Genomic DNA, 17,391 nt, shown 5'->3' on the forward strand with positions numbered 1-17,391 from the left:
GCTGCCTTCCGCCGCCGCGCGCGGTAAACTCGCGCTCTTTCCGCAATTCCCCTCCTGCATTGCCCATGGCCAAGAAAACCGATACCGCTGCCGCTCCGCAACATACGCCAATGATGGCCCAGTATTTGTCCATCAAGGCGGAGCACCCGGACAAGCTGCTGTTCTACCGCATGGGCGACTTTTACGAGCTGTTTTACGACGACGCGGTGAAAGCGGCCAAACTGCTCGACATTACGCTGACCACGCGCGGCCAGAGCGCAGGCCAGCCCATCCGCATGTGCGGCATCCCCTATCATGCCTGCGAAGGCTATCTGGCCAAGCTGGTGAAGCTGGGCGAATCGGTAGCGATTGCCGAGCAGGTGGGCGATGTGGCCAGCAGCAAGGGGCCGGTCGAGCGCAAAGTGCTCAAGGTGGTGACGCCGGGCACGCTGACCGATGCCGCGCTGCTGGACGACAAGCAGGAAAACCGCTTGCTGGCACTGTTCCCGTTCAAGGGGCGCTTGGGCATGGCGTGGTTGTCGCTGGCGTCGGGCGATTTTGCGCTGATGGATACCGAGGTCGAAAAACTGCCGTCCGAGCTGGAGCGCCTGCGCCCGGCGGAGGTGCTGGTGGCCGATGATACCGATCTGGCGCTGCTGGAGCGCTCGCCCTTCCCGGTGCGCAAGCTGGCGCCGTGGCAGTTCGATGCGCAAACGGCAGAGCGCAATCTGTCGCGCCACTTTGCCACGCATGACCTAGCCGGCTTCGGCATTACCGAGCCCATGCTGGCAGTTGGCGCTGCCGGTGCACTGCTGGAATACATCAGGCTCACGCAGGGTGGAGCTTTGCCGTCGCTGTCCGGCCTGCGCGTCGAGCATGCCACGCAATACATCGAACTGGATGCTGCCACACGGCGCAATCTGGAACTGACCGAAACCATACGCGGCGAGCCGTCGCCGACGCTGTTCTCGCTGCTGGACAACTGCGCAACCGGCATGGGGTCGCGCCTGCTGCGGCACTGGCTGCATCATCCGCTGCGCAGCCATGCGCGTATTCTGGAGCGCCAGCAGGCGATCAGTGCCTTGCTCGATAGCGGTGCGCATGCCGATTTGCATGCCATTCTGGATGGCGTGGCCGATGTCGAGCGCATTGCCAGCCGGGTTGCCTTGCTGTCCGCCCGCCCGCGTGATCTGTCCAGCCTGCGTGATTCCTTGGCCCAGTTGCCGGCACTGGTTGCTGCGCTGCCCGAGGCGCCGTTCTTTACCGGTCTGGCACAGGCACTGCAGCCCGATCTTGCCATCAGCGCCTTGCTGAGCGCGGCCATCCTGCCCGAGCCGGCCGTGCTGCTGCGCGAAGGTGGCGTGATTGCCGATGGCTATTCGGCCGAGCTGGACGAGCTGCGCGGCATCCAGAACGATTGCGGCACCTATCTGGCACAGATGGAAGCGCGCGAGCGCGAGCGCACCGGCATTTCCACCTTGCGCGTGGAATACAACCGCGTAGCCGGCTTCTTCATCGAGATCACCAATTCCTTCCTGGGGCAGGTGCCGGACGATTATCGTCGCCGCCAGACCATGAAGAATGCCGAACGCTACATCACGCCCGAGCTGAAAGCGTTCGAGGACAAGGCACTGTCGGCGCAAGACCGCGCGCTGGCGCTGGAGAAACAGTTGTTTGACGGCGTGCTGCAACAGCTGCAGACGCATCTGGCCGGTTTGCGGCTGGCCGCGCAGGCGCTGGCAACGGTAGACGTGCTGGCCACCTTGGCTGCACGTGCACTGCAATCGGGTTATGTGGCGCCGCAGTTTGTTGATGAAACGCGCATCACCATCGATGCTGGCCGCCATCCGGTGGTCGAAGCGCAGATCGATGACTTTATCCCCAATGGCGTCGAGTTCGGCCTCGCGCGCAAATTGTTGCTGATTACCGGCCCGAACATGGGCGGTAAATCGACCTATATGCGCCAGGTGGCCTTGATCGTGCTGCTGGCGCACGTGGGTAGCTATGTGCCGGCCACGGGCGCGGTGATCGGCCGGGTGGACCGCATCTTTACCCGTATCGGCGCATCCGACGATCTGGCCGGCGGGCGTTCGACCTTCATGGTGGAAATGACCGAAACCGCCAACATTCTGAACAACGCCAGCGAGCACTCGCTGGTGCTGATGGATGAAGTGGGGCGCGGTACGTCGACCTTTGACGGTCTGGCGCTGGCGTGGTCGATCGCCAAGCAGCTGATCGAAAAGAACCGCGCCTATACGCTGTTTGCCACCCACTATTTCGAGCTGACACGGCTGGCGATTGACTATGCAATGGTGGCCAATGTGCATCTGGATGCGGTCGAGCACAAGGACCGCATTGTCTTTCTGCATGCGGTGCAGGAGGGGCCGGCATCGCAAAGTTACGGGATTGCGGTGGCGCAGCTGGCCGGCGTGCCACGTGATGCCATCCGTCTAGCCAAACGCAAATTGCTTGAGCTGGAGCAACAAAGCGCAACAAACTCGCTGCAGGCTGACCTTTTTGGTGCCAGTGTGACGGTGGAGGTGGAACCCGAGCCGCATGCAGCACTCGAAGCCTTGCAGGTGCTGAATCCGGACGAGTTGACGCCGCGTGAAGCACTGGATGCACTGTACGCGCTCAAGAGCTTGTTGCAGACGCAATGACCCATCTTTTGTAACGTAGTGTAAATGTTTGAAAAATCACCTTTTGCGTACATATGGGTTTGCTACGATGGGTAGTCCGAATCTGTTTGCATAACTAAAAAGGAATTGCTGTGAATAGCGTTAGTGAGGCAGTCGACCGGCTCGAAGGAGAGGATGGTCTGGATGACGGCATCGCACGTTTCCTCGGCGTGAGCGATCCTGAAGAAGGTATCAAGCTGGCTGATGTGCGGAGCAAGGCCGCCAGCGAGTTGCAGCGCTACGGCGACGATCTGTCGGGGCTGCTGGCACAGCAGGGCATTACGGTGCCGCCGGCCTTCCAGCTGCGCAGTGTCGAGGGCGGCAATGTTGCTGTGGCGGGTGATCATCCGTCCAAGGCCGCGATCGAGGGCATGATCAATGCCGACACCCGCTTGCTGAAGTGGTTCAAGGAAGTGGAAGTCCTGCACGACATCCTGCGCCGTGCCGAATTGCGCGGCAGCGAGCAGACGCTGGACGGGCAACATTTCAACCTGGGCCTGACCAGCATCGGCGCGATCGGCTTCTATACCGGCAACTGAAACGACCGCTAACCCTGTTCAAGAGCCGCTGCCCAGCGGCTCTTTGTCTTTCAGCGGTATAATGGATTGATTTTCCCGTGGATTTTTCACCATGAAGCAAACCCGTGCCCGTCGTCCGCAACCGGCGATTCGTGAACAGCGCGCCAATACGCAAGACAAGGCCAGCCTCTCGCCACGTGGCGGGGCCAAGGTGCGGGGTACGGGCGCAGCGCCCGAAGGCAGTGCACCGCGTGGCCGCAAGCCGCAGGGCGAGGCCGCCAAGCCGGCCAGCATGCGCACCGGCGACCTGCGCCGTGCCCGTCAGGCTGCGCGCACGCCCAAAGATGGCGACGAGTGGCACAGCCGTCCGGAAGTCCCGCGCGCCAAGCCGGCACAAGCACGCAGCGAAACACCGCGCACCGCGCCGGCAGCGGATGGCGACACCGTAGCCAAACCCGTAGCAGCACGCCGCAAGCCAGCTGCGCCGGTGGTCAAGGCCAAGCGCCTGCGCCAGCGCGCCGACTCGCAAAAGGTCGTGGCGATCCAGAAGCAATTGCGCGCCAAGCGCCTGACCAGCGATCAGGTGGGCGACGAGCGCTTGCAAAAGGCCCTGGCGTTTTCCGGCATCGGTTCGCGCCGTGAAATGGAAGAATGGATTGCCGCCGGCCGTGTGTCGATCAACGGCAAGGTGGCCGAGCTGGGCGCCAAGGTATCGCACGGCGATGAAGTGCGTGTTGACGGCAAGCGCATTCCGCTCAAGTGGCAGGACCGCCTGCCGCGCGTGCTGATCTACCACAAGGAAGAGGGCGAGCTGGTCACCCGTGATGATCCGGAAGGCCGCACCACCGTGTTCGACCGCCTGCCGCGCATGGCGTCGAGCAAGTGGGTGGCCATCGGTCGTCTGGACTTCAACACCAGCGGTTTGCTGATCTTCACGACCTCGGGCGACCTGGCCAACCGCATGACGCACCCGAGTTTCGAGGTCGAGCGTGAATACGCGGTGCGCGTTCACGGCGAGCTGACGCCGGACCAGATGCTTGAACTCAAGAAGGGCATCACGCTGGATGACGGCCCGGCCAAGTTCCAGAGCATTGTGGCTGCCGGTGGCGAAGGTCAGAACCATTGGTATCACGTGGTGCTGAAGGAAGGGCGCAACCGTGAAGTGCGCCGCATGTTCGAGCATTACGAACTGGTGGTCAGCCGGCTGATGCGCGTGCGTTTCGGCATGCTCAATCTGCCGTCGCGCCTCAAGCGTGGCCAGTATTACGAGCTGTCCGAAACCGAGGTGCTGGGTGTGATGAAATGGGCGGGCCTGCGTTTGAACGGTCAGGCCAAGACTGAACGCTGAGATCGGGCATGAACAAAGCGTTTACCAAGGAAAACGACGGCGACGATGATGATCTGCCGCCGGAAATGGCCGTCCCCGTCGGCAGCAAGAACTACATGACCCCGGGCGGCTGGCGCCGCCTCAGTCGTGAGCTGTACGACCTGGTGCACAAGGAACGGCCGCACATGACCAATGTGGTCAACTGGGCCGCCAGCAACGGTGACCGGTCGGAAAATGCCGATTACCAGTACGGCAAGCGCCGTCTGCGTGAAATCGACCGCCGTATCCGCTTTCTGCAGAAACGGCTGGAAAATGCCGAGGTGGTCGACCCGGAAACACGCGAGGCCACCGATCAGGTGTTCTTCAGTGCCACCGTCACCTATCTGCGCGAGGATGGCCGCGAAGAGACGGTTTCCATCGTCGGTATCGATGAAACCGACCTCAAGCGCAATTACGTCAGCTGGACCTCCCCGGTGGCACGTGCGCTGCTCAAGGCACGCGAAGGCGACGTGGTGCCGCTGCGTGCGCCGCACGGCATCGAAGACCTGGAAATCATCGCTGTTTGCTATCTTGCGCTGCAGACCGAGTTTCCTGATTGAGCCGGAGTGTGGCCTCTGTTGGGGCCACGCGTGCGCTAACACATTAATTTTGCAGCGATTGTGACGCTGCTTTATCCTCGCGGCATGATCGAGCCTGCAAAATCCACCTCCAGTCTGTTCCGGCGCGTATTGCGCAATATGGCCATCCGTATTGCGCTGGCTGCGCTCGTCATGTCGGCGATCAGCTATTACTACAGCTATGTGCGGTTGCAGGAAGAGGCACTGGAAAGCCTGGGCAAGTACATCAGTGCGCGCAGCCAGATGGAAAGCGATCTGTTCCTGCAGGCAGAAACCAATACCAAGCTGGTGCGCAACGAATTCTTGCGCCGCTATGCCGCCATGCAGCAGACCGACCCGGACCCGGCCTTCAATGCACTGTTCAAACAGGACGCACGCGACGGTATGTGGCGCGTGCGGGTGGAGCGTGACGACTTCGAATACCATGCCACGGTGGCCATCCTGCCGCGGGTCAAGCTCACACCGGATTTCAAGCGCCAGGTGCTGTTGGGCTATGACCTGCTCAGCCAGTACGGGCCGGGTTTTCGCAACCGTTATTACGATACCTTCATCGATCTGAATGTTTCTGATGCCAGCTTGATGTTCCTGCCGGAGCTCAACTACGCCCGCAATGGCTCGGTGGCCGATTTTGCCGAGGACCTGGAGACCGAGCTGGGCGCCACGCCGGCGCGCAACCCCGAACGCAAGACCTTCTGGACTGGCATCTATTACGACAAGCAGGCGCTGCGCTGGATGGTGTCGGTGGTCACGCCCATCGATTATCTGGGGCGTTATGTCGGCGGCTCGGGGCAGGACGTGCTGGTCGACCAGCTCATCGAGCGCACCAACAACGTCAGCATTGCCGGCACCTACAACTTCATCGTCACCCGCAGTGGTGACCTGATTGCCCATCCGGATCACATGGCGGATGTACTCAAGCATGGCGGCCATTACAACCTGAACAAGGTGGATGACCCGCAACTGGGCGAGTTCTATCGCGCGGCGATCAAGGCCAGCCACAAGGAAACCTTTGTTGAATCGGCTGATGGCAAATACTGGCTGGGCGTGGCGCCGATTGCCGGCGCGGACTGGCTGTTCATTGTGGTCTACCCCAAATCGCTGCTGCAGCAAAAGGCGGCCTGGGCAGCGAGCATGGTGCTGCTGCTGGGCATGATCGCACTGGCTGTCGAGCTGGGCCTGCTGGCCTGGGTATTGCGCATCGATGTGGCGCGACCCTTGCAGCGGCTCAAGCATGCCATCCGTTCGCTGGCCGAAGGGCAGCGCACCAGCGAGCTGGATGTGGCGCGCAATGACGAGATCGGTGAGCTGGCGCGCAGCTTCGACAATATGGCGCGCACGGTTGAGCATCATCGCCTGCATCTGGAAGAACAGGTGACCGAGCGGACCGACGAGCTGGCCGGCCGCAACGCGGCGCTGGAAGTTGCCAACCTGCAGCTGCGGGTCCTGAACGAAGAAAAGAACGAGCTGCTGACCATTGCCGCGCATGACCTGAAGAACCCGGTGGCCAGCATCGGCGGCATGGCCACCTTGCTGGCACACAAGCTTGACCAGTGGCCGGCCGAGAAGGTCAGGGACAGGCTGCTGGGCATCAATGATCATGCGGATCGCATCCAGCGCATCATCGGCAATCTGCTCGATATCAACACGCTGGAGTCGGGCCAGTACCGCTTGCGGCCGGAACCGGTGAAGCTGGACGAGCTGGTGGCCGAACTGCACAAGGCGTGGGAAAACCGGCTGGATGAAAAGCGGCAGAACCTGCTGTACAAGGGCCACGGGCTGACACTGCATGCCGACCGGCAGGCGCTGTGGCAGGTGCTGGACAACCTGATCTCTAATGCCAGCAAATATGCCCCGCATCAGACGCTGATCCGCCTTGAGGCACAGGCCGAGGCATCGCAACTGCAGCTGCGGGTGATCGACTACGGCCCCGGCATTGCCCCGCACGAAATGGGCAAGCTGTTCCGCAAGTTCTCGCGCCTGTCTGCCGTGCCGACTGGCGGCGAGCATGCCACGGGCCTCGGGCTGTCCATCGTCAAGCGCCTGCTGGAGGAAATGGGCGGCAGCATCCGCTGCGAGAGCCTGCTGGGCCACGGTGCAACTTTCATCGTGACCTTGCCGCTGGGGGCCAGGGCGGATACCTCGCGCGTGGCCTCCAACGAGGCTCTGCTGCAGGACGACTAAGAGCCTGTTTACGATCCCGGTAACAGGTTAGAATCGCGCTTTGTAAATGACGAAGTGCGGAGTACCCATGCGCCAATACCAAGACCTGCTGCAACACGTGCTGGACCACGGCGTGAAAAAGGAAGACCGCACGGGCACTGGCACGGTATCGGTATTCGGCCACCAGATGCGCTTCAATCTGGCCGAGGGTTTTCCGCTGGTCACCACCAAGAAAGTGCACCTCAAGTCCATCATTTACGAACTGCTGTGGTTCCTGCGTGGCGAAACCAACAACAACTGGTTGAAGGAGCGCGGCGTCAGCATCTGGAACGAATGGGCGGCCGAGGATGGCGAGTTGGGGCCGATCTACGGCTATCAGTGGCGCAACTGGCCTACCGCCGATGGCCGTCATATCGACCAGATTGCCCAGGTGGTACAACAGCTCAAGACCAACCCGGATTCGCGCCGCATCATCGTGTCGGCATGGAATGTGGGAGAGATCGAAAACATGGCGCTGCCGCCTTGCCATGCCTTCTTCCAGTTCTATGTCGCGCCCGCGCAGCCTGGCGATGCCGACCAGCGCGGCAAGCTCTCGTGCCAGCTTTACCAGCGCAGTGCCGACCTGTTCCTGGGGGTGCCGTTCAATATCGCATCCTATGCCTTGCTGGTGCTGATGCTGGCGCAGGTGTGCGATCTGCAACCGGGTGATTTCGTCTGGACCGGTGGTGATTGCCATATCTACACCAACCACTTCGAGCAAGTACGCGAGCAGCTCACGCGCAGCCCCAAGCCGTTGCCGCAGATGAAGCTCAACCCGGCACGCACCAGCATCTTCGATTTCGAGTTCGAGGACTTTGAACTGGTCGGCTATGAGTCGTGGCCGGCCATCAAGGGCGCTGTCGCGGTCTGACTTTTCCATTTCTGCAGAGCACCAGCATGACCCGATTCGCCATCATCTCGGCCGTCGCACGCAATGGCGTGGTCGGCATCGACAACAAGCTGCCGTGGCATCTCCCGGAAGACCTCAAGCGCTTCAAGGCGCTGACCATGGGTGCGCCGATGCTGATGGGGCGCAAGACGTTTGAATCGTTGCCCGGCCTGTTGCCGGGTCGACGCCATCTGGTGATCACCCGTAACGCTGACTGGTCTGCGCCAGGTGCGGAGGTGTTTGGCAGTCTGGCGGCCGCCATGGCCGCGTGCGGCGACGTGCCGACCGCCTTCGTCATCGGCGGTGGCGAGATCTACACGCAGGCGTTGCCGCTGGTCGATACGCTCTGCCTGACCGAGGTCGATCTCGCGCCGGAAGGGGATGCCTGGTTTCCCGAGTTCGATCGCAGCGAATGGCAGGAAGCAGAGCGCGAAGCGCATACCAGCACCAACGGCATCGGCTTCGCCTTTGTTACCTACCAGCGTGCCGCATAAGCGCAGCCTGTAAAAAAATTTCCGGTACCGCGCACCGATTTACGCGCTGCGGCCCTCTTGTGCGTCGAGGATGTTCCTCATGACCACCAAAGGGGTTGTTATGTTCTACGAAAAAAATCTGCCGACTTGGGAACGTGCACTGCGTCTGCTCGCGGGCGCAGCCATGCTGTTTGCCGCGTACTGGCTGCGCGCCAATACCTTGCCAGCCGTTGGCCTGCTGATTGCCGGGCTGGGCAGCATAATCAGCAGCACCACCGGCTTTTGTCCGATGTGTGCCATGGTAGGCCGCAAGCCGCTGGGCAAGGGCTGACATGAGCGGCGTGCAGGATCGCAGCCTGTTGGTGCTGGCCGCGCAAGGAGGAGACCCGCTGGCCATCGCCCGCCTGCTCGCCGCCTGCCAGCCTGATGCGCGCCGCTATGCGCGGCGCCATTGCCTGGCCAGCGACATCGACGACGCGGTACAGGAAGGACTGCTGATCGTGGCGCGTCGTGTTGGCGGTCTGAAGGCGGTGCTGGCCTTCTCGGGCTGGCTGTTTACGGTGATCCAGCGCGAATGCCAGCGCCTGGCGAGGGCTGCGCTGCGCATGCAGTCACTGGACGAGCAGCAAGCCGAAGCCTGGCTGGCGCAGCACAGCGACGAAGCACTGCGGCTGGACTTGATCGCCGCGCTGGAATCACTGCCGGCGCATTACCGCGAGGTGATTTTGCTGCGCGATTTCGAAGAGCTGAGCATGGGCGAGGTGGCCGCGCGTATCGGTGACACGGTGGCAGCGGCCAAAAGCCGCTTGCACCGTGCGCGAGCGTTGGTGCGGGAGTACTTATTGGTGCCTGATTAACGATCAGGCATCGGCGCCAAGCAGCAATACCAGCTTGAGCTGATCGTGGTCCACCAGCCGGAACGTGACCTGCTGCAGCGCCAGGCGGCCTTGTGCCGGGTGGTTGAACCCGCGTACGCCGCCCTGGCGCTCCAGCACGTCATGTTGTTTCCAGTGGCGGGCGAACTCCGGGCTGGCTTGCGCGAGCTGATCGACGCGTGCCTGCAGCTCGGGGTCGTCCAGCGCGCTGCGGCTGTCGGCGCGGAATTCCGCCACCAGCCGGCGCGCGCGCGTCTCCCAGTCCTCGACCAGCGCGCGCGCGGCGGGGTCGGCAAACACGAAGCGCAGCAGGTTGGGTGTGGCGTCTGCATGCAGCCAGTCACCAAACAGGGTAGCGGCCGCCGGGTTCCACGCCAGCACGTCCCAGTACCGGTCGAGGATGTAGGCGGGCTGGGCAAAGTCATCGACGATGCGTTGCAGTAGTGGGGTTTCTATCGCATGGGTGCTGGCCGCGGGCTGGGTGTCGCGCCGGCCGGCCAGCTCGAACAGATAGGCGCGTTGCGTCTTGTCCATGCGCAGCGCGGTGGCCAGGCGGTCCAGCACATCGCTGGAGACGCTGATCTCGCGGCCTTGCTCGATCCACGTGTACCAGGTGGGGCTGATCTGTGCGAGCTGGGCTGCTTCCTCCCGCCGCAGTCCATGCGTGCGGCGGCGCAGACCGGGCGGAAAGCCGAAGGCGGCCGGTTCGCATTTCTGCCGCAGGGCAGACAGGAAGTCCCCCAGTTCCTTGCGCTGTATCGACATGTCTTATCCTGTTACCTGTTACTGTTTATACCAGTATAACCACTGGTCTTGTTAGTGATCCAGCCCCACCCTAAAGTGGCATCCAATACGGCGTGGTGCCACGGAATACGGATGTATTGCCGGGGCTGGCGCGGTATGATTCGGCATAGACTGGAAGATGACCATGACCGCACAAACCCTGTACGACAAACTCTGGCACTCGCATGTGGTACGCGAAGAGGCCGACGGCACCTGTCTTTTGTATATCGACCGCCATCTGGTGCACGAAGTGACCAGCCCGCAGGCGTTCGAAGGCCTGCGTATCGCTGGCCGCAAGCCGTGGCGCAATCACTCCATCGTGGCGACGGCTGACCACAACACCCCGACCGATCATTGGGACAAGGGCATTCAGGACCCGATCTCGCGCCAGCAAGTAGAAACACTGGATGCGAACATCAAGGAATTCGGCTCGCTGGCCTATTTCCCGTTCAAGGATTTGCGTCAAGGCATCGTGCACGTGGTCGGCCCGGAAAATGGCGCCACCTTGCCGGGCATGACCGTCGTCTGTGGTGACAGCCATACCTCGACGCACGGCGCGTTTGCCGCGCTGGCGCACGGCATCGGCACGTCCGAAGTCGAGCACGTGATGGCCACGCAGACACTGGTCGCCAAGAAATCCAAGTCCATGCTGGTGCGCGTTGACGGCCAGTTGGGCCGTGGCGTGACCGCCAAGGATGTGGCGCTGGCCATCATTGGCCGCATTGGCACTGCAGGTGGCACCGGCTACGCTATCGAATTCGGTGGTGATGCGATCAAGAGCCTGAGCATCGAAGGCCGCATGACCCTGTGCAACATGGCCATTGAAGGTGGCGCGCGTGCCGGCATGGTGGCGGTGGACGACAAGACCATTGCCTATCTGAAGGATCGCCAGTTCTCGCCCAAGGGCGAGCAGTGGGATGCTGCCGTGGCGTACTGGAACACGCTGGTGTCGGACGAAGGCGCGCAGTTTGACCACACCGTGGTCCTGCAGGCTGCCGATATCGCACCGCAAGTGACCTGGGGCACCAGCCCGGAGCAGGTGCTGGCCGTGAGTGGCAAGGTGCCTGATCCGGCGGCCGAGGCCGACCCGGTGAAGAAGGGCAGCTACGAGCGCGCATTGCAATATATGGGCCTTGCTGCCAATACGCCGCTGACGGATATCCCGGTGGACAAGGTGTTCATCGGTTCGTGCACCAACAGCCGTATCGAAGACTTGCGCGCTGCCGCCGGCATTGCCAAGGGCAAGAAGAAGGCGGCCAATGTGAAGCTGGTGCTGGTGGTGCCGGGTTCAGGCCTCGTCAAGAAGCAGGCCGAAGCCGAGGGGCTGGACAAGGTATTCATCGAAGCGGGCTTTGAATGGCGCGAGCCGGGCTGCTCGATGTGCCTGGCCATGAATGCCGATCGCCTGGAGCCGGGGGAGCGTTGCGCATCCACCTCCAACCGCAATTTTGAAGGTCGCCAGGGGCAGGGTGGTCGTACCCATCTGGTCAGCCCGGAAATGGCCGCTGCGGCTGCCATCGCCGGCCACTTTGTTGACGTGCGCACCTTCGCTTAATCAAACCCATTCAAGGAGCGTTGCCTGATGAAAACGATCGCCACACTGATGCTGATTGCTGCCGCGTTTGCCATGTCCGGTTGCAACACGATGAAGGGCTTCGGCAAGGATTTGCAGAAAGCCGGTGAGAAGATCGAAGACAAGGCATCGAAATAAGCCATGAAGCCATTTACCCTGTTGCAGGGCCTTGTGTGCCCGCTTGATCGCGCCAACGTCGATACCGACGCGATCATCCCCAAGCAGTTCCTCAAGTCGATCAAGCGCTCGGGCTTTGGCCCCAATCTGTTCGATGAGTGGCGCTATCTTGACCACGGCGAGCCTGGCATGGACAACAGCCAGCGCCAGGTCAACCCGGAGTTCGTGCTGAACTTTCCGCGCTATGCCGGTGCGCAAGTGCTGCTGGCACGTGACAACTTCGGTTGCGGTTCCAGTCGCGAACATGCGCCGTGGGCCATTGAGGATTACGGCTTCCGCGCCGTGATCGCGCCGAGCTTTGCCGATATTTTCTTCAACAACTGCTTCAAGAACGGCGTGCTGCCTATCGTGCTCGATGCGCAGATCGTCGATCAGCTGTTCAAGGAAACCGAGGCGAAAGAGGGTTACCAGCTGACCATCGATCTGGCGGCGCAAACCGTCAGCACACCGTCGGGCCAGTCGTTCGGTTTTGATATCACCGCGCACCGCAAGCATTGCCTGCTCAATGGTCTGGACGAGATCGGCCTGACCTTGCAGCACGCCGACGAAATCCGCGTGTTCGAGGAAAAACGCAAGCAGCAGCAGCCGTGGCTGTTCGTGTGATCGCGCAGTCCATATAATCAGTACATTCCATGCCGCCCGGTTTGTCGGGCGGCATTGGTCATCGTGGCGAGGGGAAGCGCCTGCGATCACCAGGGCGGAGCAAGTCCGCTATAGTTCAACGGTTTACAGACTCACTAGGAAAAAACAACATCATGATCCTGCATAAATTCAAGAATCAGGCAGATCTCGACCGCGCCGCCGCCGACCTGATCATTTCCGTGGTGCGTGCCAAGCCGAACGCCGTGCTGGGCATGGCTACCGGTGGTACGCCGGTTGGCCTGTACAACGAGATCGTCAAGACCTACAAGCAGGGTCTGGTGAGTTTCAAGGAAGCCAAAACCTTCAACCTGGACGAGTACGTCGGCCTGCCGGTCACCCATCCGGAGAGCTATCGCGCCTTCATGCAGCGCAACCTGTTTGATCACATCGACATCAAGGCAGAAAACACGCATGTGCCGAATGGCAACGCGAGCAATGTCGATGCCGAATGCCGCCGCTACGATGAAATGATGTACCAGCAAGGCCCGGTGGACCTGCAGCTGCTGGGCATCGGCCATAACGGCCATATCGGCTTCAATGAGCCGGACACCCAGCTGTCGCGTTTCACCTACCAAGTCACGCTGAAGCAGGAAACCCGCGAAGCCAACAAGCGCTTCTTCAACAGTATCGACGACGTGCCGACCCACGCTGTCACCATGGGCATGGGCTCGATCATGCAAGCCAAGGCCATCCTGCTGGTGGTGAAGGGCGCCGAGAAGGCCGAAATCCTGGATCGCACCCTGAACGGCCCGATCACCACGCAAGTGCCGGCATCGCTGCTGCAAACCCACCCGCGTGTGATCGTGATGACCGACTGTGATGTCGAATACAAGGTTTCGCACTAAGCGTCATGCAGGCCATGTAAAAGCGGGGGGAGCCCCCCGCTTTTTCTTTATCTATCGATTTCCGCAATTCATCGAGTAAACATCCATGAGCAAGAAAATCCTGATTCTGCCGGGCGACGGTATCGGCCCGGAAATCGTTGCGCAGGCGCGCAAGGTACTGGACGTGCTGATTGCCGACGGCCTCGACGTCACCATCAGCGAAGCCCCGTTGGGCGGCGCTGCCTACGACCAGTACGGTGCACCGTACCCCGAGTTCACACAAAATCTGGCGCGTGCAGCCGATGCCATCCTGCTGGGCGCCGTTGGCGGCCCGCAGTACGACACGCTGGACCGCCCGCTGCGCCCGGAGCGTGGCCTGCTGGCCATCCGCAAGGACCTGAACCTGTTCGCCAACCTGCGCCCGGCCATCCTGTACCCGGAGCTGGCCAATGCATCGACGCTCAAGGCTGAAGTGGTCAGCGGTCTGGATATCCTGATCGTGCGCGAGCTGACTGGCGACATTTACTTCGGCCAGCCGCGCGGTATCCGCGTCAACGCCAATGGCGAGCGTGAAGGCTTCAACACCATGCTATACGCCGAGTCGGAAATCCGCCGCATTGCCCACGTGGCATTCCAGGCGGCGCAAAAGCGCGGCAAGAAGCTGTGTTCGGTGGACAAGGCCAATGTGCTGGAGACGACCGAGTTCTGGAAGGAAATCTTCACCGAGGTGGCCAAGGAATATCCGGACGTTGAACTCAGCCACATGTATGTCGACAACGCTGCCATGCAGCTGGTGCGCCGCCCGAAGCAATTCGATGTGATGGTCACCGGCAACATCTTCGGCGACATCCTGTCCGACCAGGCCTCAATGCTGACCGGCTCGATCGGCATGCTGCCGTCGGCTTCGCTGGACCAAAACAACAAGGGTCTGTACGAACCCAGCCATGGTTCGGCACCGGACATTGCCGGCAAGGACCTGGCCAACCCGCTGGCCACCATCCTGTCGCTGGCAATGATGCTGCGTTACAGCTTCAACGACGAAACTGCTGCGCTGCGCGTCGAAAACGCCGTCAAGGCAGTGCTGGCCAAGGGTCTGCGCACGGCCGACATCTACGAGGAAGGCACCGAGAAAGTGTCGTGCTCGGCGATGGGCGATGCGGTGGTTGCTGCGCTCTGATTCAGCGGGCTGCACGCAACAAAAAACGGAGGCAAAGCCTCCGTTTTTTGTTGCGCCATGCGGTGCCGTACTCAGCTCACGCCCGCACCGCTGCCGCTCACCAGCACCGGGCTGGTATAGCCAGCCGGCTTGTCGCCCACCGTGGCGCCGCCGTACATCATGCCCTGCATGCTGCTGTCGAAGAAGTAGTAGGGGAACGGTGTTTCCGGTGCGCTGGCTGCGTTCAGCCGTGCCAGCAATTCGGCCGGGATGGTGAAGTCGAGCGCGCGCAGGTTGCCGTTCAACTGTTCCGGGCTTGTTGCACCAACGATTACGCTGCCTACGCCGGGGCGGTTGGCTACCCAGTTGAGTGCGACCGCAGCCATGGATTGGTCGATTTCATTGGCCACCTTCTCCAGCTCGGCCACGATGGCCCAGTTGCGTTCGGTGAACTTGCGGAACACCGGGTTGGGGCTGTCGCGCATGGCTTCCAGCCGGCCTGCGCCGCTGCCGTCGCTGCGGTATTTGCCGGACAACAAACCGCTGGCCAGCGGGCTCCATGCGGTAATGCCCATGCCCAGTCCGGTGGCGAGCTGGCTGTACTCATGCTCCAGGTTGCGTTCGGCCAGCGAATATTGCAGCTGCAGCGCGGTGACCGGCTCCCAGCCGCGCCATTCAGCCAGCGTCTGCGCACGGGCGGCATACCATGCCGGCACGTCCGACAGCCCGATGTGGCGTATCTTGCCCGCGCGCACCAGGTCGTCCAGCGTGCGCATCACCTCTTCAGGCTGGGTGATCATGTCCCAGGTGTGCAGGTAATACAGGTCGATGTAATCGGTGCCCAGGCGCTTGAGCGAGTCCTCAACCGCACGCAGGATGTTCTTGCGGCCGTTGCCGCCCGCATTGGGGTTGGCGAGCGGGTCGAGGTTGAAGGTGAACTTGGTGGCCAGCACCACCTGATCGCGTGCTTTGCGCGCGGCTACGAAATCACCCAGCCACTGCTCGCTGGTGCCGCCGGTATAGACGTCGGCGGTATCGATGAAATTGCCACCGGCATCCAGATAGGCGTCGAATAGCCGCTGTGCGGCGGCCTTGTCTGCCCCCCAGCCCCATTCGGTGCCAAAAGTCATTGTACCCAGCGAAAGGCGGCTGACGCGCAGGCCGCTGCGGCCCAGGGTGTAATACGCTTGCGTGGACATGCGGTTTCTCCAGTTGGTTAGGGCCTGTTAACACTTATTTCGCGCTTGCGCTGGGCCGCAAAGAGGTCAGCTACAAGGCACGCAACGCAGGCAATAACCGGTTATTGCCAAGGCGCGTAACGCCGTAGATGGCCTCTTTGCGGCCCAGCCCTGCGGGTTCGGGGTTTTTCGGGCGGTTCGCTGCGTTGCAAACCGCTTGCGGTACCCGTACCGCGGCGCGTTCTGCGCCTTGCGCTCCATCCCGAACTACCCCGAACGCAAGCGTGAAATAAGTGTTAACAGGCCCTAATCAAGGTCGACTTGCTGACGAATCTTGCTGAGCGCCACCAACAAAACCCTGCTGGCAGCGTTACGCTCACTTGCCGTACTTCTTGTACTGTCTGCGTTTCGCGTGCCTTGCCAGCACCGTTGCACTGGGTTTTGCCGGTAGCGCTTGATCCGCTTAAGTGAACTGGAGTGCAGAATAAACAAGCTGCAAGCGTGGAAAAATCCGTTTATTGTTTTTGCACTATTAAGAGGAACTTCATAATGCGGCTGGATCAACTCGATGGTTTGCTGGCCTTCGTGATGGTGGCGCGCAAGCGCAGTTTTACTGCGGCGGCGGCCGAATTGCAGGTATCGCCGCCAGCGGTCAGCCAGGCTGTGAAATCGCTGGAGGCAAAGGTGGGCGTGCGGCTGTTGCAGCGCACCACCCGCAGCGTCAACCTGACCGAAGCCGGTGAGCGCTATCTGCAACGCGTTGCACCAGCCATGGCCGATCTGGAGCTGGCGGCACAGGAGCTGGAGGAATACCGCGATCAGCCAGCCGGCTTGCTGCGGCTGACCTTGCCGCGCATCGTCGGCGCCATGCTGCTGGGGTCGCTGGCCACCTTCAGGCTGGCCTATCCGCAAGTCAGGCTGGAGCTGAGCCTGGATGATTGTTTTGTCGATATCGTTGCCGACGGTTTCGATGCCGGCATCCGTCTGGGCGAGGCCGTGCCGCGTGACATGGTGGCCGTGCCATTGACGCGCAATGAGCGCACGGTGCTGGTTGCCACGCCGGAATATCTGGCGCGCAAAGGCACGCCGGCGAGCATTGCCGAGTTGGCCAATCATGATTGCGTTGGGTATCGCTTCAACAACGGTAATCTTTATCGCTGGGAGTTGCTGCAGGATGGCAAGCCGGTCGAGATCGAGATCAATGGCCCGCTGGTCATCAACGACGGCAATTTCCTGACCGAAGCGGCGCTGGCTGGCCTGGGACTGGTGAACACCTTCGAGCGCCTGGTCAGCGCGCATCTGGCCAGCGGCCGTCTGGTCAGTGTGCTGTCGCAGGCATGCCCGGTCTGGCAGGGCCTCTATCTTTACTATCCGTCCCGCAAGCAGTTGCCGCTCAAGCTGCGTTGCCTGATCGATCATTGGCAGGCCCGTCCCGAACTGGTCATGCCGAACGGCTGATTTGAGCACTGTTTCAAGAGCCGGTTGCCCGCAGATGATGGCGCC

Annotated in this window: 17 protein-coding genes; 15 read left to right on the forward strand and 2 right to left on the reverse strand. The window is 61.6% G+C overall.

All coding sequences use genetic code 11. The features are described from left to right. The first annotated feature begins 65 nt into the window (after positions 1–65). The 9 genes from mutS to B9A19_RS06915 all read left to right on the forward strand — a co-directional run bounded on the left by mutS (position 66) and on the right by B9A19_RS06915 (position 9,537). The gene (mutS, locus tag B9A19_RS06875) at positions 66–2,639 is read left to right on the forward strand and encodes a DNA mismatch repair protein MutS (protein ID WP_245804296.1); all 2,574 of its coding nucleotides are present in this window, start codon (positions 66–68) and stop codon (positions 2,637–2,639) included. Positions 2,640–2,749: 110 nt separating this feature from the next. Further along, a complete protein-coding gene (locus tag B9A19_RS06880; protein WP_084090039.1) occupies positions 2,750–3,196 on the forward strand; it encodes a hypothetical protein in 447 nt (148 codons plus the stop codon). A gap of 91 nt (positions 3,197–3,287) precedes the next feature. Continuing rightward, on the forward strand, positions 3,288–4,523 hold the full coding sequence (gene rluB, locus B9A19_RS06885) for a 23S rRNA pseudouridine(2605) synthase RluB (protein ID WP_084090040.1): 1,236 nt from the start codon (positions 3,288–3,290) through the stop codon (positions 4,521–4,523). A gap of 8 nt (positions 4,524–4,531) precedes the next feature. After that, complete coding sequence (greB, locus tag B9A19_RS06890; protein ID WP_084090041.1) at positions 4,532–5,101, forward strand: transcription elongation factor GreB; 570 nt, start codon at positions 4,532–4,534, stop codon at positions 5,099–5,101. 84 nt (positions 5,102–5,185) lie between these two features. Further along, positions 5,186–7,300: an ATP-binding response regulator gene (locus tag B9A19_RS06895; protein ID WP_084090042.1), complete on the forward strand. Its 2,115-nt coding sequence runs from the start codon at positions 5,186–5,188 to the stop codon at positions 7,298–7,300. A gap of 67 nt (positions 7,301–7,367) precedes the next feature. Then, complete coding sequence (locus tag B9A19_RS06900) at positions 7,368–8,189, forward strand: thymidylate synthase (RefSeq protein WP_084090043.1); 822 nt, start codon at positions 7,368–7,370, stop codon at positions 8,187–8,189. Positions 8,190–8,215: 26 nt separating this feature from the next. Then, positions 8,216–8,701, forward strand: coding sequence for a dihydrofolate reductase (locus B9A19_RS06905; protein ID WP_084090075.1), 486 nt, complete (start codon positions 8,216–8,218; stop codon positions 8,699–8,701). A 100-nt stretch (positions 8,702–8,801) separates the two neighbouring features. Beyond that, a complete protein-coding gene (locus tag B9A19_RS06910) occupies positions 8,802–9,011 on the forward strand; it encodes a YgaP family membrane protein (RefSeq protein WP_084090044.1) in 210 nt (69 codons plus the stop codon). 1 nt (position 9,012) lies between these two features. Next, positions 9,013–9,537 (forward strand): RNA polymerase sigma factor, encoded by a 525-nt coding sequence (locus tag B9A19_RS06915; protein WP_084090045.1) that lies wholly within the window; start codon positions 9,013–9,015, stop codon positions 9,535–9,537. A 3-nt stretch (positions 9,538–9,540) separates the two neighbouring features. Here the strand turns inward: B9A19_RS06915 and B9A19_RS06920 are convergent, their stop codons facing one another. Next, positions 9,541–10,320, reverse strand: coding sequence for a helix-turn-helix transcriptional regulator (locus B9A19_RS06920; RefSeq protein ID WP_084090046.1), 780 nt, complete (start codon positions 10,318–10,320; stop codon positions 9,541–9,543). Positions 10,321–10,483: 163 nt separating this feature from the next. Between B9A19_RS06920 and leuC the strand changes: the two genes are divergently transcribed. The 5 genes from leuC to leuB all read left to right on the forward strand — a co-directional run bounded on the left by leuC (position 10,484) and on the right by leuB (position 14,731). Beyond that, positions 10,484–11,893, forward strand: a complete 1,410-nt coding sequence (gene leuC, locus B9A19_RS06925; protein ID WP_084090076.1) for a 3-isopropylmalate dehydratase large subunit — start codon at positions 10,484–10,486, stop codon at positions 11,891–11,893. Positions 11,894–11,920: 27 nt separating this feature from the next. Continuing rightward, positions 11,921–12,049 carry an entericidin A/B family lipoprotein gene (locus tag B9A19_RS06930; protein ID WP_084090047.1) on the forward strand — a complete coding sequence of 43 codons (129 nt, stop codon included), beginning with the start codon at positions 11,921–11,923 and terminating at the stop codon, positions 12,047–12,049. Positions 12,050–12,052: 3 nt separating this feature from the next. Next, positions 12,053–12,691 carry a 3-isopropylmalate dehydratase small subunit gene (gene leuD, locus B9A19_RS06935; RefSeq protein WP_084090048.1) on the forward strand — a complete coding sequence of 213 codons (639 nt, stop codon included), beginning with the start codon at positions 12,053–12,055 and terminating at the stop codon, positions 12,689–12,691. A 152-nt stretch (positions 12,692–12,843) separates the two neighbouring features. Further along, the gene (gene nagB, locus B9A19_RS06940; protein ID WP_084090049.1) at positions 12,844–13,575 is read left to right on the forward strand and encodes a glucosamine-6-phosphate deaminase; all 732 of its coding nucleotides are present in this window, start codon (positions 12,844–12,846) and stop codon (positions 13,573–13,575) included. Between the two features lie 85 nt (positions 13,576–13,660). After that, positions 13,661–14,731, forward strand: coding sequence for a 3-isopropylmalate dehydrogenase (gene leuB, locus B9A19_RS06945; RefSeq protein WP_084090050.1), 1,071 nt, complete (start codon positions 13,661–13,663; stop codon positions 14,729–14,731). Positions 14,732–14,802: 71 nt separating this feature from the next. Here the strand turns inward: leuB and B9A19_RS06950 are convergent, their stop codons facing one another. Then, on the reverse strand, positions 14,803–15,909 hold the full coding sequence (locus tag B9A19_RS06950) for an aldo/keto reductase (RefSeq protein WP_084090051.1): 1,107 nt from the start codon (positions 15,907–15,909) through the stop codon (positions 14,803–14,805). Positions 15,910–16,437: 528 nt separating this feature from the next. Between B9A19_RS06950 and B9A19_RS06955 the strand changes: the two genes are divergently transcribed. After that, a complete protein-coding gene (locus B9A19_RS06955; protein ID WP_084090052.1) occupies positions 16,438–17,346 on the forward strand; it encodes a LysR family transcriptional regulator in 909 nt (302 codons plus the stop codon). The last annotated feature ends 45 nt before the right edge of the window (positions 17,347–17,391 follow it).

Source organism: Andreprevotia lacus DSM 23236, assembly GCF_900176275.1.
Classification (GTDB): Bacteria; Pseudomonadota; Gammaproteobacteria; order Burkholderiales; family Chitinibacteraceae; genus Andreprevotia; species Andreprevotia lacus.